This window comes from Bradyrhizobium sp. (genome assembly GCF_047605465.1).
In the GTDB taxonomy this organism is placed as follows: Bacteria; Pseudomonadota; Alphaproteobacteria; order Rhizobiales; family Xanthobacteraceae; genus Bradyrhizobium.
Genome location: NZ_JASGFS010000002.1, coordinates 40,673 through 59,510, shown reverse-complemented (window position 1 = coordinate 59,510; position 18,838 = coordinate 40,673). Strand labels below are relative to the sequence as shown.

The following is an 18,838-nucleotide window of genomic DNA, read 5'->3' as shown; positions in this document are numbered from 1 at the left end:
CTTCCCATGAGCTCCAGCTTTTCTCTCGCCCCCGGTTTCCATGCCGTCGTGATCGGGGGCGCCGGTGACATCGGCGCTGCGATCAGCAATCAGTTCTGCGATCTCGGCGCAACCGTGACCGCAACCGGCGCCAACGAGGCCGATCTGGCCCGTACCCTGCTCAAGCCGCGCGCCGGCCTCACGCTCGCCGCGCTCGACGTCACCGATGACGCGGCAGTCACCTCGTTCGCCCGGCAGCATCAGCGTGTCGACGCGCTGGTCAATTGTGCCGGCATCCTGGCGCGCGACAAGGAATTCGAGATCGAGACCTTCATGAAGGTCATCGACGTCAATCTCACCGGCACGTTCCGCACCTGCATGGCCTTCCGCCCGCTGCTCGCGGAAGCGAAGGGATCGATCGTCAACATCGCCTCGATGAATGCCACGCTGGCACTGCCGCGGATTCCGGCCTATTGCGCCAGCAAGGGCGGAGTCGTGATGCTGACCAAGGCGCTCGCGCTGAAATGGGCGGAGGATGGCATCCGCGTGAACGCAGTCGCGCCAGGCTACATCGAAACCGCGATCAACGCGGCCGGCCGAACCGACCGGGCGCACTACCAGCGCGTCGCCGACCGCACCGCGTTCAAACGCTGGGGGCAGCCGGAGGACATCGCGGGCGCCGTCGCATTTCTCTGCATGCCGGCCTCGCAATATGCGACCGGAACTGTGGTCGCAGTGGATGGTGGATTTCTGGCGGGATAGCGCCGCGCGGAGCTACACGCCCAGCGCGCTGCGGTTGAAGCGCTGCAGGACGCGCAACGACAGCACCCGAATGTTGGCGACATTCAGTAGCCACGCCGCCACCGCATAGGCCATGCCGCCCGCGAGGCTGACGATGACGAGCGGGACGAGACCGGTGCCGCTGACCGCGGACCGCGCAACGAGGATCGCGGCCGCCATCGCCGCGGCCGAGATGGCGACGCCCGCGAGGCGGTTGAAATCGAACGGCACGGGATGTGCACGGTGCATCAGCACAACCGCCACGACGAAGCCGATCGCCTCGGTCGCGAACGTCGCCAGCGCCGCGCCGTAGAGGCCGTAGCCGGACACCAGCGCAAACATCAGCGCCACGCTGAGGATCAGCGTGACGAAGGACTGCGCCGCCAGCATGAAGGGCCGCTCGGCGAGCTGGAAGCTGATCTGCACATAGAATTGATTGGCGATGCCGAAGAAGCGGGCGAGCACCAGCGTCGGCAGCAGCGCCGAGACCCCGGCGCGGAAGTCGACGCCGACCAGCGTGCCCGCGACCTGATCGGCAGCAAGCGCCAGCCAGATCGCAACGGGGGCGACGACGACGAGCAGGAGCTCAAGGCTTTCGGTCAGGCGCTCCCGCGTCGTGTCGTTGTTCTTTTCCGACAGGGAGCGGAACACGAGCGGCACGGTCGCCGCAGCGACGCTCGAGGCGATCATGACCATGAACTGGCGCGGCAGATCGGCGGCGACGCCGAAAATGCCGGCAGCATCCTTGCCGAGCAGCCAGGCGACGATCAGCCGGTCGCAGGTCGAGTACAACGCCACCGAGAGCCCTGCGAGCGTCAGCGGCAGGCCGTAGCGCGCCAATTGCATGAACTGGTCGCGCTGAAAGCGCGAGATCCTGGTGCGGTCACCCGCGAGATTGAGGATGATGCCGGTCAGCGATCCCAGGCCGAACGCCGCGAGCAGCCCGATGCCGCCCCAGCCGAGCCAGATCCCGAGCAGGCCGAACCCGACGCTCGACACGCTGCGGACGATCGAGATCGCCGCGAACCGGTAGGGGCGCAATTTCGCGCGCTCGAACTCCTGGCCGACATCGACAGCATTCGCCATGATCGCGACGAACATGCTGACGAGCAGCAGTTCGACGCTGACGTCGCTGCGGAACAGGAACACCAGCGGGGTCGCGGCACAGAGGGCCGCGACGGTCAGGATGAACGCAACGATCGCCGTGCCACGAAAATCCACCTCTGCCGACATCGCCTGATAGCGCGACACCGACAGCTTGATCCAGGCGAAGAAGATCGCGCCCAGAATCCCGGCAACGCTGATGCCGACGACATAGACGCCATATTCGGCAGGGGTCAGCAGCCGCGTGTAGGCCGTGACCGCGAAGAAGCCCACCGCCGCCGGCAGGATGTAGGCCACGAGATAGATCGAGAAATGGCGATTCAGCATGCGAGCACGGGACCCGTGGCGGCCTGGCGAATTAACGGTCGTTAATCAGTTGGACCTTGGCGTGGCGATCGGACGGCGCCGCAGCATCCTCCAAGATCGTCACATAAGTCTGCAAATCGGACCACGAATGGGGCGGAGACAGGCATTTCGCGCGTTAGCGTTAAATTTGCCCTTGCCTTGAACGGGGCGGCGCAATCACCGAAAAGAAACCATGTTTCCAGGACGTCGCCCGACTCCCCCAATGCGCGGACGTAACTCAGATGGACGTTGCAGATCTTAGGCGGGTGAGCCCGGCCTCTCTTCCTGATGGCGGAGCCGACGCCTCCCTGGTTCCGGCGGCGCCCGGAACGAAGGGCGGCGAGCGGATGGTCCTCAACCTGTTCTTCGAAGAGCGGGACGACCGCTGGTTTCCCGGTGATCGCCACATCAGGCCGCTGCTGCGGCGTGCGCTGCTCGGCAAGTCATGGACCAGCGGCCAGCGCCGCGTGTTCCTCAATCTCTGCGCCGGCCTCGACAGGCTCGGCATCCCCTACCGGGTCAACGACTACCGCTACATCCGCAAGCATCCTGAGGAACTGGCCTGCATCATCGGTCGGCCCTTCGTGCTCGACTGGTTCAAATGGGAGAACCCGCTCCTGCTTGGCGTTGCCATGTACGACCATCCGGTGCAGGCAGGCGAGCGACTGAAGGACCTGCACGTGAAGGGCATTCTGGTGCCCTGCGCCTGGTATGCCGACATGTGCCGGACGGAATGGCCGCACGTCGGGGTCTGGCCGGTGGGGATCGAAACCGATGTGTGGATGCCCACCCCGGCGAGCCGGAAGAGCGTCGATGTACTGCTCTACGACAAGGTCCGCTGGGAGCATGACCGCTACGAGGCGGAGTTGATCGAACCGGTCCGCAGGCACCTCGAGGCCAGCGGCCGCACGGTCGAGGTGATCCGCTACGGCCACTACAAGGAAGACGATTACAAGGCCGCGCTGGCCCGCTGCCGCAGCATGGTCTTCCTGTGCGAGCATGAGAGCCAGGGCATTGCCTGCCAGCAGGCGCTATCGAGCGGCGTGCCCGTGTTCGCCTGGGATCGCGGCGGCCCGTGGCAGGACCCCGCCTATTTCCCGCACAAGGTCAGATATGAGGGCGGCGTGTCCTCGGTGCCCTATTTCGACGCACGCTGCGGCATGACGTTCAAGGACGCCGACGGCTTCGCATCCGGTTGGGACACGTTCTGGTCGCGCACCTGCGCCGGTGACTTCGCGCCTCGCGAATACGTGATGGACAATCTGACCCTCGAAAAGGGCGCGCTCCACTATTACGGGCTCGCTGAAGCGGCGATGCAGCACCAGGTGCACCCGCTGCGATAGCCTTCCGGCAAATCTTAACCCAACCGCCGGAAACCCCGGCGTCGCGCGGCTGCGCTTGGTACGATGGCGCGTTGGTTCCGAAAGGAATGCCGCCACGTGATCAAGCTCGACAGACGCGAATTTCTTCTCGGTAGCGCCGCATCGATCGCGGCGGGCGCTTCTGCCCCCGCTCTCCCTGCGTCCAGGCTCGCCCAGCGCCGTCCGGGTTACGGTGCCGCGGCCACGCTGTGGGACCTGCAGGCCGATCCGAGGCTCGGCGAAGCCATCAGCACATATTGCACCCAGGTCGTGCCGGTGCTGGAGCTGAAATGGCCGATGCTGCGGCCGGACGCGCACACGTTCGCGTTCGAACGCGCCGATGCGATCCTCGATTTCGCGCGGCAGAACGACCTGACGATGCGCGGCCACGCGCTCGCCTGGTATCACGACATCCCGGACTGGACCAAGCAGATCAAGGACGCCAAGGGCGTCGAGCGCGCCTTCGTCGATCACATCGGAACCGTCGTCTCCTACTACAAGGACAAGCTGACGTCGTGGGATGTCGTCAACGAACCGATCCCCGACAATCCGAAGAAGCCGACGGACAGGCGGGATTCGTTCTGGTCGCAAAATCTGGGCGACCGCTGGATTCCGCTGGCCTTCCGGACCGCGGCCGCGGCGGACCCGTTCGTGAAGCTCGCCATCAACGAATATGACATCGAGTCCGCGAAGGACAGCTTCATCGCCAAGCGCGCGGCTTATCGCAATCTCATCATGGATCTGCTCGACCAGGGCGTTCCGCTTCACGCCGTGGGACTGCAATCACATCTGCACGCCGAACTCGAGATCGACACCCACGGGCTCGCGGAATTCGTCACCGAACTCCGCTCGTGGGGGCTCGACGTTCTGATCACGGAGCTCGATGTCGACGACCAGAAACTGACCGGCAATCCGGCCGAGCGCGACGCCATCGTCGCCAAGCGCGTCGATGATCTGCTGACGGCGGTCTCGGCCAGCGGCCCCGTGCGTTCGATCCTGACCTGGGGAATCTCGGACCGCTATAGCTGGATCAACGGCACCTTCACCCGCAAGGACAAGCAGCCCAACCGCCCGTTGCCGCTGGATGGCGAATTCAAGCCAAAGCCCTTCATGGACGTGATCGGCAAATTCACGAAGGACGTCTAGGCGCGATCAGCGCGTCTTCGGCGCCTCGAACTCCGACGCATCTCCGATTTGCTCGGGAGACAGGCTCGGCGCGCGACGCTCGTGTGAGCGCAGGCGGAACACGTCGCGGATGTCGTCGATCGAGGTCGACGAATAGGACTGGATGCAGAGCGCGACCTGTTGGGGAGACGCCGCGCGCATCATCGCTTCGATCGCCTGGCGATCGAGCCGGGTGTCGTCCCAGTGCGAAACGGCGATGCTGTCCTCGGTCACCTCGTGCGCCGCCAGATGTTTCGGCGAATTGGCGACGAAATTGCCGTAGAGCAAATATTCGGAGAACTTCTTCTTCCGGCACAGCGCCAGAACCCAGTTCACGCCCGTCGCCGACTTGATCGCATCGGTCATCGCGCGCACCGCGTCCTTGTCCCAGACCAGCGCGTTGCCGACATAATCGTCCGCGGGAAAGGACCGGTCCTTCACGCCGAGGAGCTGATCGATGGTGCGCAGCCACAATCCGTGCAGCGGAGCATCGGCGCTGATGGCCTGCCGCGTGACGAAGAGCGGCGCCTTGTCGCCGCCGGCATACTGCCCGACGTCGAACTCGCGGAAGAACAGATTGTCCGAGTCCAGGATGCAGACGCGCTGCTCGGGCGCGTTGAGCACGCCGGCGATCTTCAGGATCTGCTGGATGTGCCAGCCATGGACGGGCGACGAGAGGAGGGACAGCCAGACGCGCCGGTTGCCGAACTGAAGCGCCGGCGGCAGCGCCCACAGCCATTTGGGCAGATATTGAGAGGCGGGAACGATGACGCGTTTGTCGGACCGGAACCGTTCGAACAGCGGCACGTCCTCATCGTTAACGAGGACATAATGCCGCGTATATCCCGTCAACCAGGTGTCGATGCTCTCGCTCAGCAGCGAGAAGCGTTCGATATCCTTGGCATAGCTGGCGGTCAGCAGTGCAACGGAATGCATAGGCGCGCTCAAATGGCCATCAAGGTTCACCCATACCCGTGCGAGGCGAAGCTGGGAACTCACTTTCCGAATCAAGGTAAAGCGAAACAACCAATCATGCGTCCGACGGCAATCCCCGCGCGAGGCCGCGGAAGCGCAGCGGCGCCAGCGACGAGGCGCGTTCCCACCAATCCGCGACGCGATCGTCGAGTGCGGTCATGCCACGGCCCTGGCCCGGAAAGATCCGGATCTGCTGGACCGCCTCGGCTTCGAAACGCGCGCCCTTGCGGACGATCCTGATGACGGCACCCTCGCGGTCGCGCTGCGTCAGCGGAACCAGCAGCCGGCCGCGCGGCCGGAGCGACCGCAGCCACAGCGGATGCGGATGCGCGAAGCCGGCATGCACCATGATCACATCGGCCGGCCCGCCGACGTCCCGGCATCCGTCGCCATGGATGACTTCGACATTGCGATAGGGCTCGAGATATTCCATCGCCCGTCGCGCCAGCCGCGCGTCGCATTCGATCGCGAGGACGCGGCCCTTCGGGCCGACGATCTGCGAGAGCACCGCCGAAAAATATCCGAGCCCGCAGCCGATCTGGACCACACGGTCCCGCTCCCTGACGCCGACCACGTCGATGAGATGCGCCCACAGGCTCGGAAGTCCGGTGTCGAGCTTGCGCCGGGCGTCGATCGCGACCAGCACGTTGTCATAGAGATGAACTGAATCCGCATCAGGCGTCAGCCGATAGCTGCGTCCGGCCTCGCTCTTGATGCGCCAGGGACCTTTCGCCAGAAAATCCTCACGCGGAACCGCAGCGAGCGCGGCAACGAGGCGCGGTGACGAGATTCGCTCGCGCCTTTTGATCAGCTCCGCATAACGCGCACGCGCGGCGGCGAGATCGCTCATCTCACCGGATCGGCCGCTTGACGTAGCGGCGCATCCCCGCCCAGCTCGTTGACCAGCTGCATCGCCTGCTTCAGGTCCGGCGTGAGGAAGCCTTCGCTGAACCTGCCCACGATTGGCACCAGCAGGAGGCTGGCGTGCTCGCGCTTGCCGGCGTCGTACGACAGCCGCGCCAGGCTGACGGCGGTCCGAAGCTCCCAGGACAGCGCGCCCTGCTTGCGCGCCGTCTCCAGCGCCTGGCCGAACAGGTCTTCCGCCTCCTGGACCGATGCTGGGTTGCCGTCCGACAGCGTGATCTCGCCCTGCAGGCGGAACACTTCGGCGAGATAGGAGTGGTCTCCGGTCCGCCTGGCGGTTGCGAGGGCTCCGTCGAGTGCCCGAAGGGCGGCATCGCGCAAGCCGACCTTGGCGTAGGCTTCCGCAAGCAGGCACCTGAACCAGCAACCGGCGAGCCAGGAATCCATCGCCTCATACTCGTCGAGGCCGAAGCGCATCTGACTCAGGCCTTCGTCGGCTTCGCCGAGCTGCGCCAGCGCCCAGCCGCGCAGGATAGCCGCCTGCTGCTTCCAGTGCAGGAAGTTGTGCTCCGTGGCGATGATCATGGCGCGGTTGGCGTGGTCGCGCGTCCCTTCGACGTCGCGGAGGTGCTGGCAGAGATAGGCGCCGAACACCAGCGCGAAGGCGAGCGTGAAGGGGTGGCGGATCTTCTCGGCGTTCGCGATCGCCTGCTCGCTGTGCTGGCGCGCCGCGTCGGGGCGGCCGAGGAACCACAGGAGATAACCGAGATAGGACAGCGAGACCACGCCGGGATCGGTCCCGTGCCGCTCCATCAGATCGCCGTGCAGATCGGGGCTGTAGAGATTGATACAGCGGTGCAGATGATGCTGCGAGGCGGCGAAGCGGCCGCGATAAAGCATGGTCATCGCGATCGAGCGATGGGCTTCGATCAGATAGCCGGTCTGCTGCGCCGGATGCGTCCGCTCGTTCAGGCGTTCGCGCTTGGCGAACTTCAAGAGCTCGACGCTGAGATCGTGCGCGCGAGTGAGATCGGCGCGGATGAAATGGCACACCCACAGCCCGCGCGTGGCCGCAAAGGTCTTCTCCTCGTCGTCGAGCTGGTGCCCGAGTTCGAGCGCGCGGATGTAATTCTCCTCGACCTCCTGCACCGCGTAGCCCTTGGCGGCGATCAGCGCGTTGCCGAGTGCAATACGCAGCTCGAGCTCCATCTCGTCGGCGCCCTGCATGCGCGGATTGGCCTGCACCACGCCGAGACCCCGGCGCAGATGACCGATCGCTTCCAGATTGGCTCCGCTCTTGGCGGCCTGCTTGCCCGCCTTGAGCCAGAAGCTCGCGGCGCCCTCGCTCTGGCCGGACTCGGTCAGATGGTGTGCGAGCAGCTCCGGTTCACGCTCGGTCTTCTCCGGATACATCTCTGCAAGTACCTGGGCGATCCGCGAATGCAGCTTGCGCCGCTCGCTGTGCAACAGGCTCGCATGCGCGGCGTTCTGGATCATCACATGCTTGAACGAATAGAGCGCATCGGGGGGATGGCCGCGGCGAAGGATCAGGCCCGCCTCCTCCAGATGATTGAGCGCCGCCTCGATCTGTTCGGCCGGCGTATTGGCGACGGCGTGGAGCGTCTCGTACGAGAATTCGCGGCCGATGGTCCCTCCGATCTGTGCGATCCGCTTGAACGGCCCCATCCGGTCCAGGCGCGCCATCAGCGAATCCGTCAAGGTGGCGGGGATCGCCAGCTGCCGCCACGGGCCCGACAGAACGTAGCGTCCATGGCGTTCGGTCAGCAGGTTGGATTCGAGAACGGTCTTGGTCAACTCCTCCAGGAACAGCGGCACGCCGTCGGTCTTGACGATGATCTCCTCGACGACCTCCTTCGGAAGCTCTCGGCCCGCCACCCGCTCGACCATCGTCGTGCGCAACTGCCGGCTCAGGCGGCTCAGCACTACGGTCGTGATGTGCGAATGCGCATTCCAGCTCGGCTGAAATTCGGAGCGCGCGGTAACGATGACGAGGATCGGCCGGTTCTGCACCCTGTCGACGAGGAGATCGATGACCTCGCGCGAGGTCGGATCGATCCAGTGCAGGTCCTCGAACGCGATCACGAACGGCATCTCGCGCGCGAGACCGAGGAAGTGACTGACCAGCGCCGAGACGGTTGCATCCTTCTGCTGCTGCGGCGACAGATCGAGCAGCGGATAGCGATCGCCCGTCGGAATCGACAGGAGCGCGGCGAACAGCGGGGTGACCTGCTCGATATCGCCATGCGCCGCCGCAATCGCGGTCTCCAGGCTCGCGAGCGACAACGCCGATGCATCCTCGCGGTCGAGGCCCAGCGAGAATTTGAGCTGCTCGATGAAGGGATAGAATGCGGTCGATGTGTAATAGGGCGAGCACTGGAACGAGGCCTGCCCGTGCCGCTCCCCCGCGATCCGCTCGAAGATTTCCTGGATGATGCGCGACTTGCCGATGCCGGGCTCGCCGAACTTGACCACGACCTGGCCGTCGCCTTCCTTTGCCTGCTGCCAGCGCCCCATCAGGAGGGAAATCTCTTCCTCCCGATTGACCAGGGGCGTCAGCCGCGTGCCCATGGCCGCGGCGAAGCGGGTCTCGACGCGCGAGGCGCGGACCACGTGCCAGGCCTGCGTCTTATCCGAGATGCCCTTCAGCGCATGGACACCGAGATTGCGGTAGTCGAATTTTCCCTTCAGCAGCGACTGCGTCGCGGAAGAGATCACCACGCCGTTGGGCGGCGCCAGGCCCTGCAGGCGCGCGGCGAGGTTGACGGTTTCTCCGACCGCGGAGTCGCGTTCCTCGGTGCCCTGGCCGACGAGGTCGCCGACCACGACGAGACCGGTGGCAATGCCGATGCGGACCGCGGGCGAATGGGTCAGTGCACCCCGCGGCTCGATGGCGCGCGCGGTCGACAGCACCCGCACGATCTCGAGCCCGGCGCGCACGGCGCGCTCGGCATCGTCCTCATGTGCGGTCGGATAGCCGAAATAGACCAGAATGCCGTCGCCGACGAAACGGGCGGCAAAACCCTCGTAATGCTTGACGACGCGGACGCAGGTTTCCCGGAAGCTCGCGATCATGTCGCGCACGTCTTCCGGATCGAACTGGACCGACAGCGAGGTGGAATCGACCATGTCGCAGAACATCGTCGTGAGCTGGCGCCGTTCGGCACCGGCTTCCGTCCATGCCTGAGAGCGCGCCGTCGCGAGCGGCTTCTCCGGGGTCTCGAACAGCGCCGTCTTCGCCCGCTGCAGCCGCTTGCGATCGCCAAGCGGCAACCCGAGCTCGGCCAGATCGGACTCGGTCAGATCGCCCATGACGTCGAGATCGAGGCGGTGCCGCGCGAAGAGATCGGTGTATTGACCGAGACCGATGCCTTCGAGCCAGCGTTTCAGCCCGCCTTCCGTCCCCGTGCCCGGCTCTTTCTCCAGCATGGTGATTTCCGCCCGACCATCATTCCGTCGAAGGGCTCAAGGCCCCTCAACCACAGATTTTGGGGCCCAAACTTCACCTCAGACTGGACGCGTTCCCTAAGTTCTTGGAAGAATAGCTCAATCGGGTCAAAAAGGAATTGAATTGTCGGGCATCGCATCCGGGACGGCGGAGGGATCGGCCGATATGACGGCCGAAACGGATACCTTTGCGCATATCGGTGGCCTTCTTGACTATTACGCACGCAAGACGCCTGCGGCCCCCGCGCTCCTCGCCCCTGGCAGACCCGCCCTCGCCTATGGCCAGCTCGCCGCGAGAGCGCAGCATCTGGTTCGCGCACTGCGCGAGCTGGGCATCGGCCCCGCCGACCGGATTGCCGTCGCGCTGCCGCGGGGCGCCGACACTGCATTGGCGCTGATCGCGGTCGCAACCGCCTGCGCCTGCGTCCCCGTCAATCCCGATCTGACGGCGGATGAACTGCAACGCTATTTCAGCGAACTGCAGTTGGAGGCGCTCGTCACCCTGGCCGGCACGAACACGCCGAGCCGCGACGCCGCACGGACGCTTGGCATCGCAGTGATCGATTTCGTGCCCGGCCCGAAACAGGACCTCGGCGGCTGCGCATTCACCGGCGCGACGGTTGGTCCGGCGACTGCGAGCGGCGCGGCGCGCGGCGACGACGATGCGTTCATTCTCCTGACATCAGGCACGGCGGCGCGGCCGAAGATGGTGCCGTTGACGCATCGCAACGTATGCCTCTCCGCCTTCAATGCCGGCCGCGTCCTGTCGCTCGCTCCCGACGATCGGCTGTTGAACGTGCTGCCGCTGTTTCACGCCCATGGCCTGATCTCAGGTCTCCTGACCGCGCTCGCGGCGGGTTCGAGCGTGATCTGCACTGGCGGCTTCGACGCCTTGTCCTTCTTGGGCTGGATGCGCGAGCTGCAACCGACGTGGTACACGGCGGTGCCGACCATTCATCGCGCGCTGCTGACCGCGGCGGAAGCCGACCCGGAACGTGCCCGATCCTCGTCGCTGCGCGTGATCCGCTCCGCCTCAGCCTCGCTCGCGCCTGCGATCCTCCAAGGTCTGGAGGCGACGTTCGGCGTTCCCGTGCTCGAAACCTACGGCATGACGGAAGCGGCCTCGCAGATCGCGGCCAATCCGTTCGAGCTGCGCAAGATCGGCTCGGTCGGCCGTGCCGCAGGTCCCGAGATCGCCATCATGGACGAGACGGGCCGCGCGCTCACCAGCGGCGAGCATGGCGAGATCATGCTGCGCGGACCGAACATGAGCCGCGGCTACTACAACGACGAGGCGGCAACGCAGGCCGCGTTCCGCAACGGCTGGTTCCGGACCGGCGATCTCGGCCATCTCGACGCCGACGGTTATCTGTTCATCGTCGGCCGCATCAAGGACGTGATCAATCGCGGCGGACAGAAGATCTCTCCGCTGGAGGTGGAAGAGGTCCTGCTCAGCCATCCGGCGGTGCTGGAGGCCGGAGTCTTTGCCGTCCCGCACCCCAAGCTCGGCGAGAACGTCGCCGCCGTGGTGGTGCTGCGGCCGGGTTCGGAGGCGACGTCGGACCAGTTGCGCCAGTTCGCGCGCAAACGGCTCGCGGCCTACAAGGTGCCGAGCCTGATCCGCAGCGTAACGTCACTGCCCAAGGGCGCGAGCGGCAAAGTCAAGCGCAATGCGCTGGCCGAGCTGATCGCGGCGGCCGAAGACGATGACGAGACGCGGCTGCCGCGCTCCACGCTGGAAACCCAGCTCGCCGCGATCTGGGCCAACCTGCTCGAGCTTCCGCGGATCGGCGCCGACCAGGACGTCTTTGCGCTGGGGGTGGATTCGCTCGCGGTGACGCAGATGCGCTCGCGCCTGCGCGACCGCTTCAACGTCGATTTCTCGTTCGAGGACATTTTCGATTGCGCCACGGTCGCGGCTCTCGCCGCCCGGATCGAAACCGCCGCAACCCATCGCGAGACGACGCTCCCGCCTTGGCGGCATGCCACGACGACCGACACGGAAGCGCCGCTGTCGTTCCAGCAGCAGCGCATGTACGTGCTCTCACGCCTCGATCCGACCCGCTACAACTACAACGTCGTCGAAGTCGCGATGCTTCGCGGCCCGGTCGACGTTGCGGCACTCCAGGCGGCTCTCGTCGCGGTCTGCGAGCGCCATGACGTACTGCGCTCGGTCTTCATCGAACTCAACGGCGAACCGGTACAACATGCGCTGCCTGCCGCTCCGCCCTTCGCGCGTGTCAAGCTCAGGCCTTGTCCGCCGGGCAAACGAGGCGCGGTGATCCGGCGCAAAGCGCTCGAGCTCGCACAATATCCGTTCGATCTCGCGCGCGAGCCGCCCGTGAGGATCACCCTGCTCTCGTTCGACAGATCGAGCCACGCCCTCGTGGTCAACCTGCACCACCTTGTCACCGACGGCTGGTCACAACGGCTGTTCTGGGAAGAGCTCGGCGCCCATTATTCCGCCGCGGGCAAGGACAGTCACGCGGCCGCGCCTGCCTTTCAATACCGCGACTTTGCGCGGTGGCAGCAGAGCTGGGCGGGCACTCCGGCGGCGCAGGAGCAACTCGACTACTGGCGGGCGCAACTCGACGGCGTCACCACGCTGCCGCTAAGGACCGACCGGCCGAGACCCGAGGTCTGGAGCGGACGCGGAGCTCGCTCCTATTTGGAGCTCTCGAAAGCGCTGTCGGCCCATCTGAGAGCGCTGGCCCAGAACCAGGGCGTTACGCCTTTCATGGCGCTGTTAGCGGCCTTCCAATGCCTGCTGTTCCGTCACACTGGTCATGAAGACGTCGCAACCGGCTCGTTGATCGCGAACCGCAACCAGATCGAAAGCGAGCGCCTGATCGGGTTGTTTGCCAATACCCTGATTCTGCGCAACGATTTTGGAGGCGACCCGAGCTTCAGCGAGATGTTGCGGCGGGTGCGCCAGGTCACGCTCGATGCCTATCGCAACCAGGATCTCCCGATCGAGGAGGTGCTGCGCGCGTTGCAGGTCGCGCGCCGGAGCGACGGCAATCCGTTGTTCCGCATCATGTTCATCCTGCAGAACGCATCGATCGAAGCTGCGCGCTTCTCCGGCCTGTCGACGCGGCGGCTCGAAGTCGATCCGCAGGTCGCCCGCTTCGACATCACGCTCGAGCTGGTCGAGGCCGACGGCCGCTTCACCGGCTTCTTCGAATACGCGACCGATCTGTTCGACGCAGCGACGATCAGCGAAATGGCAGTTCAGTTCCAGACGCTGTTAAAGGCCATTGTCCGTGATCCGGAGCAGCGCATTTCTCGCCTGCCGCTCCTGACGGCGACGGAACGCCGGAAATTGCTAGCGCAAGGCCATGGCGCTCCGGTCAATTTCACCGCACGCGGCAATCCGCACGAACGTTTCGCGCTGCAGGCGAGGAAGACACCGAACGCGGTGGCGGTGTCCGATGGACGGTCTTCCCTGAGCTATCGCGAGCTAGCTCGCCGCAGCGAAGCGATCGGGCGATGGCTCGCGCGCGAGGGCGTCGGCGCCGAGACGGTGGTCGCGTTGCTTGCCGATCGCGGACCCGATCTGCTTGTCGCGATGATCGCTGTCCAGCGGGTGGGTGCCGCCTTCCTCAATCTCGATCCCGACCAGCCTCCGGCCCGGCTCGCGACCATTCTCGGATCGAGCTGCGCCCGCCTGCTGCTGACCGCACGCGCACACATTGCGATGCGCGAAGCTCTGCTCGCGCCACTGGTCGAGCGCATCCAGGTGATCGAGCTCGAAGACGCGATCGCACAGGAATCGGCCAAGCCGTTCCCCGCGGTGCGCCGCACCGCTTCAAGCCTCGCCTATCTCATCTACACGTCCGGCTCCGCCGGAACGCCGAAGGGCGTGATGATCGAGCAGCGAGGATTGTCGAACCATCTGGCATCACTCGTTTCCGAACTCCGACTGTCGGCCAGGGACGTGATCGCGCAGACAGCGCCGCAGAGTTTCGTCATTTCGGTCTGGCAGTTCCTGGCCGGGCCCATGGTCGGCGCGCGCGTCCATGTCTGCGGCACCGCGATCGTGCAGGATCCGATCCTGCTCGCACGGGAGATCGAGCGCGAAGGCATCACGGTTCTCGAGATCGTGCCGTCGCTGTTGCGCGTGATCCTCGAACGCATGGGCGAAGCGCCGATCCGGCGCGCCTTTGCGAAATTGCGGCTGCTGATCTCGACGGGGGAGCCGCTGCCCGTCGATCTCTGCCGCGCCTGGTTCGCCCATTGTGCGAAGGTGCAGCTGATCAACGCCTATGGCGCGTCGGAGTGCTCCGACGACGTCTCCCTGCATCGCTTTGACCGAGTTCCATCGACGACGACGACAAATGTCCCCGTTGGCGCCCCGCTCCCGAACACAAGGCTCTACGTTCTGGATCCGAACCTGGAGCCGCAGCCGGTCGGTGTGATCGGCGAGCTCTGCATCGCCGGCGCGGGCGTCGGTCGCGGCTACATCAACGATCGCGCGCAGAGCAAGCTGCGCTTCCTCGCCGATCCATTCTCGCGCCGGGGAGGTGCGCGGCTGTACCGGACCGGCGATCTCGCCCGCCGCCGCGCCGACCGGACCATCGAATGCCTCGGCCGCGCCGATCATCAGGTCAAGATCCGCGGCTACCGTGTCGAGCTCAAGGAGATCGAAACCGCGGTCGCCGATTACGCAAGCGTCAGCGCCGGTATCGTCGAGCCACGCCGCGACGGCAGCGGCGATGTCAGGCTGATCGCTCATATCGTCGCCAAGGCGGATCACCAGGTCAGCGCCAGCGAGCTCCGCGACTTCCTGAAAGGAAGGCTGCCGGCCCACGCGATCCCATCCGCGTTTCTGTTCCTGGAGAACGTCCCGCTCAACGCTCATGGCAAGCTCGACCGGTCGGCACTGCTGACACCGGCGCAGCAGGACACACCGGAATCCGAAGCGGCCGTGCCGGCGCGTCGCTTCACTGAGAAGGTGCTGTCCGATATCTGGATGGACCTCCTGAACGTCGAACGCCTCGGCGTCACCGACAATTTCTTCGATCTCGGCGGCCACTCGCTGCTGGCAGGCCAGGCGATGGCACGCGTCGCCCGCGCACTCGGCGTGTCGCTGCCGATCAAGACCATCTTCGAGGCGCCGACGATCGAAGAACTCGCGCGCCGGGTCGACGAGGCCGTGGCGACGAAGCCACGCAAGCCACCTGGAAACCTCCCCCGGCTGTCCGATAGCGTCATGCCAACGCTCTCGATCGCGCAAGAGCAGATGATGCAGATCGAGCGGAACCTGCCCGGCCTGCCCCTGTTCAACCTGCCCTTCGCCTTCCGTCTCCAGGGCCCGCTCGATCCGGCCGTTCTGGCACGGGCGTTCGACGACGTCGTGCGCCGGCACGAAGCTTTGAGGACCTCCTTTGGCTGGGAACGCGACCAACCCGACAGCCACATTGCGAAACCCGGCACGCTCGGGTCGGTCCTGACCGTCGAGACGATTGGCGACGGGCGTCCGCACGAGAACAAACGGCGCAAAGCGCTCGAGCTGAGAAAGATCGACCTTCTGATCAAGCAGGAGACCTATACCCCGATCGACACGCGGCGCGCCCCGCTGCTGCGGGCGCGGCTACTGCGGCTTCACGGCGACGACCATGTGCTGTTGCTGACGCTGCATCATGCCATCGCCGACGGCTGGTCGATCGGCGTGCTGTTCGAGGAATTGTCCAACCGCTACGCGGCGCTGGCTGGAAAACCGTCAGCACCACTGCCCAAACTGCCGCTGGCCTTCACGGATGTCGCACGCTGGCAACGCTGGTGGTGCGGCACTGACGCCGCCCGCCGGCAAGCCGCCGACTGGACCGAGAACTTGCGCGGCGCCGGACGCCTCTTCGACGGTGACGCAAGTCCGGGTGCCTCTACCGGTCATCATCCGGTCGACCTGAAGCGTGAACTGATCGCGCGGCTTGCTGCCTTCGCGCGCCAGCACAACAGCACGCTGTTCATGTGCCTCCTCACCGGCCTCAAAGCGCTGCTGCTGGCCCGAACCGGGCGCACCGATATCGCGATCGCCACGGCCATGGCCAACCGAAGCCAGCCGGACACAGATCGGATCATCGGCCCCTTCGAGAACACAGTGATCGTCCGCACCCGGATCACGCCGGAGTTGTCCTTTGTACAGGCTCTGGCGCGGGTGCGGCAGTGCGTACTCGACGCGCATGCGCGGCAGGAGTTGCCGTTCAACATTCTCGCCGACCATCTGCAGCAGCAGGGAATCGATCCAGCCTCGCTGTTGCAGGTCTATTTCACGCTGCAAAATCCGCTGCGCCAGCCGCTCGACTTTCCGGACATATCGGCGCGATCGATCGGGAATGTCGCGCGCGAAGGACAGCCCGTGCTGCCGATCGACCAGACCTGGCTGTCGGTGATGCTCAAGGAACGTCCGTCCGGCATCACCGGCTCATGCAACTACAAAGGCGATTTGATCGACAGCGGCCAAGTCGGTCAATGGATGGACGATCTCGTCGTGCTGCTGGAGGCGGCAGTGATTCAACCCGACATGCCGCTGGGCCGACTTCCGGGCCGCAGAGCGGCCTGACCGTCCGATGCTCACCGAGAAGAAGGAATCCGTCCACCCGCAAAGGGTGTGAGTGATCAAGTTGCATCTTGATTATTTGGCGGTACCGCGCAACATTATTCCCGCGTTTTGGTTTGGACGACTATTTTCAACCGGGGAAGTGTTATGGGTTTCGTCAAATTTACCAAAGGCTCCTCGTTGAGCAACAAGGACCGCAAGGCGCTTCAGAAACTGTTGAACGACGAGAGGAAGAAGCTCTCGGCCGCGTTGAAGGACGTCGACAACAGCCTCTCGTACCTCGGCGGATCGAAGAAGGCCAAGAAGAAGAAGTAAGACTCGTCGGCCGCGACGCCGAACGAATTTCCGGACAGCGGCCGCTCGCCTGTCGAGTTGGGGTCTTGCACAAGCTTGTGCCTGCAGACTGGCCTGATAGACAAGAATTCGCCAGGGTGGACCGCCAAGTCCGGTCCGGCCGGTTGTTTCTTGTTCGGTTGACTCTTGCGCCATGGGCGGAGCTTCCGACTTTGTCTGACGCCAAAGGCCCCAATTGATGGCAGACGATGGAATTGAACTGTTTGTCGGCCTGATCGAGACCATCGATACACCGGCCGCGGCGGAGACGTGCTGGCGCCTGCTCTCGGCCGACGAACAGGCGCGGGCCGGGCGTTTCATGTTCGAGCAGCATCGATGGCAGTATATTTACGCGCACGCACTGCTGCGCCTCGCGCTGTCCAAGGCCGCGCCTGATGTTGCGCCCAACGACTGGTCGTTCGGGACCGGCCGTTACGGACGACCTTTCATCGCCGCGCCTGCGACGCCGAGGGCGCTCCATTTCAACCTCTCCCACGCCGATGGCTGCGTTGCCTGCGTCGTATCGCGGCACGAGGCCGTCGGTATCGACGTCGAGACCGTGACGCGGCCCGTCGCAGCGCTGTCCACCGCACGTCGCTTCTTTGCGCCGGAGGAGATCGAGGTGTTGCGCGGCCTACCCGAACCTGACGCCATCCAGCGCTTCTTCGACTATTGGACGCTGAAGGAGGCCTATCTGAAAGCCAGAGGTTTCGGACTCCAGCTACCGACCGACGGATTTGCGATGCTTTTGTCGCACGAGGCCATCACGATCAGCTTCAAGCCCCAGATCGCCGACGATCCTCTCGGCTGGCGCTTCGCGCTGTGCTCGCCGTCGCCGTCGCATCGCCTGGCGATCGCAGACGGCTCCCGCGTGGCCGGCGGCCTTCCGATCAGACATCATGCGTGGCCGCTTCCGGAAACGGCCGAATGACCTCGCCGAGGCTTCGCGTATTCCCTGCGATCTCGCGCAACCGCGATCCCGGAAAATACGTCGACGAGTTGATGCGGGTCGCACAGTTTGCCGACCGAAACGGCTTCGAGGGCATCCTGCTGTTCGAAGGCAACGACGTGTTCGTCGAACCCTGGGCGATGGCGCAGCACATCATGGCCGCGACGTCGCGCAGTTCGCCGCTGATCGCCGTCAATCCCGTCTACATGCACCCGTTCACCGCGGCGAAACTCGTCTCCTCCCTGGCGCAGTTCCACGGCCGCAAGGTCTACCTCAACATGATCACGGGGACTGCGGTCAGCGACCTGAAAGGCCTCGGCGACGATCTCTCCCATGCCGACCGTTACATCCGGCTCGGCGAATTCGTCGCGCTGATGCGCCAATTGCTGGAAAGCCCTCGGCCGGTGAATGTCGAGGGCCGGTTCTATCGCGCCAGCCATCTGCAACTCCGCCCCCGCCTGCCGGCGAAGCTGATGCCGGAATTTCTGATCGCCGGGCAGTCCGACGCGGCACAGCACGTCGCGCAGCAGACAGACTGCATCAAGATGCAGATGCTGCCGCCCGATCTCGACCGCGGCCTCAATGCGCCCGGCATGAACTTTGGGATTTTTGCGCGCGCGCGGAGCGACGAGGCTCGGCGGGCGGCGAAGGCACGTTTCCGCGACAATCCCGATGACCGCGAATTGCTCGCGCTCACCGTGGAGAACAGCGACTCCGTGTGGAAGCGAAAGCTCTACGAGGGCCAGAGCGGCGAGCTTCAGGACAATGGCTACTGGCTGTTGCCGTTCCTGACCTTCCAGGCCGATTGCCCCTATCTCGTCGGCAGCTACGCCGAAATCGGCGCGAAGCTGAGGGATTTCGCGGTGAAGGGCCTGACCACCATCATGCTCGACATGGTCGCGGACGAAACCGAGATGCAGCATGTCTGCAAGGCGCTCGCAGCCAGCGGGCTGTTTTGAC

At 65.0% G+C, this 18,838-nt stretch carries 11 protein-coding genes; 7 read left to right on the top strand and 4 right to left on the bottom strand.

The annotated features are described in order from the left end of the window. Positions 1–6 precede the first annotated feature (6 nt). The gene (locus tag QM712_RS02245; protein ID WP_415021401.1) at positions 7–741 is read left to right on the top strand and encodes an SDR family NAD(P)-dependent oxidoreductase; all 735 of its coding nucleotides are present in this window, start codon (positions 7–9) and stop codon (positions 739–741) included. Positions 742–753: 12 nt separating this feature from the next. On the opposite strand, the gene QM712_RS02240 is transcribed toward QM712_RS02245, so the two are convergent. Next, positions 754–2,190 carry a lipopolysaccharide biosynthesis protein gene (locus QM712_RS02240; RefSeq protein WP_415021400.1) on the bottom strand — a complete coding sequence of 479 codons (1,437 nt, stop codon included), beginning with the start codon at positions 2,188–2,190 and terminating at the stop codon, positions 754–756. Between the two features lie 260 nt (positions 2,191–2,450). Here QM712_RS02240 and QM712_RS02235 point away from each other — a divergent pair, with 260 nt between their 5' ends. Together QM712_RS02235 and QM712_RS02230 are read left to right on the top strand one after the other, a co-directional pair. Continuing rightward, positions 2,451–3,551 carry a glycosyltransferase family 1 protein gene (locus QM712_RS02235; RefSeq protein ID WP_415021399.1) on the top strand — a complete coding sequence of 367 codons (1,101 nt, stop codon included), beginning with the start codon at positions 2,451–2,453 and terminating at the stop codon, positions 3,549–3,551. Positions 3,552–3,647: 96 nt separating this feature from the next. After that, complete coding sequence (locus tag QM712_RS02230) at positions 3,648–4,715, top strand: endo-1,4-beta-xylanase (protein WP_415021398.1); 1,068 nt, start codon at positions 3,648–3,650, stop codon at positions 4,713–4,715. Between the two features lie 6 nt (positions 4,716–4,721). On the opposite strand, the gene QM712_RS02225 is transcribed toward QM712_RS02230, so the two are convergent. From QM712_RS02225 to QM712_RS02215, 3 genes are all read right to left on the bottom strand, one after another. Then, positions 4,722–5,669 carry a DUF6492 family protein gene (locus QM712_RS02225; protein ID WP_415021397.1) on the bottom strand — a complete coding sequence of 316 codons (948 nt, stop codon included), beginning with the start codon at positions 5,667–5,669 and terminating at the stop codon, positions 4,722–4,724. 94 nt (positions 5,670–5,763) lie between these two features. After that, entirely contained in the window at positions 5,764–6,558 is a 795-nt protein-coding gene (locus tag QM712_RS02220) for a protein-L-isoaspartate O-methyltransferase family protein (RefSeq protein ID WP_415021396.1), read from the bottom strand. Beyond that, positions 6,555–10,019, bottom strand: a complete 3,465-nt coding sequence (locus QM712_RS02215; protein WP_415021395.1) for an ATP-binding protein — start codon at positions 10,017–10,019, stop codon at positions 6,555–6,557. The genes QM712_RS02220 and QM712_RS02215 overlap by 4 nt, the downstream gene beginning before the upstream one ends. Positions 10,020–10,203: 184 nt before the next feature. Between QM712_RS02215 and QM712_RS02210 the strand changes: the two genes are divergently transcribed. From QM712_RS02210 to QM712_RS02195, 4 genes are all read left to right on the top strand, one after another. Continuing rightward, positions 10,204–16,599 carry an amino acid adenylation domain-containing protein gene (locus tag QM712_RS02210; RefSeq protein ID WP_415021394.1) on the top strand — a complete coding sequence of 2,132 codons (6,396 nt, stop codon included), beginning with the start codon at positions 10,204–10,206 and terminating at the stop codon, positions 16,597–16,599. A 144-nt stretch (positions 16,600–16,743) separates the two neighbouring features. Continuing rightward, positions 16,744–16,911 (top strand): hypothetical protein, encoded by a 168-nt coding sequence (locus tag QM712_RS02205; protein WP_415021393.1) that lies wholly within the window; start codon positions 16,744–16,746, stop codon positions 16,909–16,911. A 217-nt stretch (positions 16,912–17,128) separates the two neighbouring features. Then, complete coding sequence (locus QM712_RS02200) at positions 17,129–17,860, top strand: 4'-phosphopantetheinyl transferase family protein (RefSeq protein ID WP_415021392.1); 732 nt, start codon at positions 17,129–17,131, stop codon at positions 17,858–17,860. After that, positions 17,857–18,837 (top strand): LLM class flavin-dependent oxidoreductase, encoded by a 981-nt coding sequence (locus QM712_RS02195; RefSeq protein WP_415021391.1) that lies wholly within the window; start codon positions 17,857–17,859, stop codon positions 18,835–18,837. The genes QM712_RS02200 and QM712_RS02195 overlap by 4 nt, the downstream gene beginning before the upstream one ends. Position 18,838 lies beyond the last annotated feature (1 nt).

What these genes read in the sequence shown, in the direction of transcription:
- QM712_RS02240 (WP_415021400.1), bottom strand. Translation starts at nt 2,190, where the DNA reads ATGCTGAATCGCCATTTCTCGATCTATCTCGTGGCCTACATCCTGCCG.
- QM712_RS02220 (WP_415021396.1), bottom strand. Translation starts at nt 6,558, where the DNA reads ATGAGCGATCTCGCCGCCGCGCGTGCGCGTTATGCGGAGCTGATCAAA.
- QM712_RS02195 (WP_415021391.1), top strand. Translation starts at nt 17,857, where the DNA reads ATGACCTCGCCGAGGCTTCGCGTATTCCCTGCGATCTCGCGCAACCGC.
- QM712_RS02235 (WP_415021399.1), top strand. Translation starts at nt 2,451, where the DNA reads ATGGACGTTGCAGATCTTAGGCGGGTGAGCCCGGCCTCTCTTCCTGAT.
- QM712_RS02215 (WP_415021395.1), bottom strand. Translation starts at nt 10,019, where the DNA reads ATGCTGGAGAAAGAGCCGGGCACGGGGACGGAAGGCGGGCTGAAACGC.
- QM712_RS02200 (WP_415021392.1), top strand. Translation starts at nt 17,129, where the DNA reads ATGGCAGACGATGGAATTGAACTGTTTGTCGGCCTGATCGAGACCATC.
- QM712_RS02225 (WP_415021397.1), bottom strand. Translation starts at nt 5,669, where the DNA reads ATGCATTCCGTTGCACTGCTGACCGCCAGCTATGCCAAGGATATCGAA.
- QM712_RS02210 (WP_415021394.1), top strand. Translation starts at nt 10,204, where the DNA reads ATGACGGCCGAAACGGATACCTTTGCGCATATCGGTGGCCTTCTTGAC.
- QM712_RS02245 (WP_415021401.1), top strand. Translation starts at nt 7, where the DNA reads ATGAGCTCCAGCTTTTCTCTCGCCCCCGGTTTCCATGCCGTCGTGATC.
- QM712_RS02205 (WP_415021393.1), top strand. Translation starts at nt 16,744, where the DNA reads ATGGGTTTCGTCAAATTTACCAAAGGCTCCTCGTTGAGCAACAAGGAC.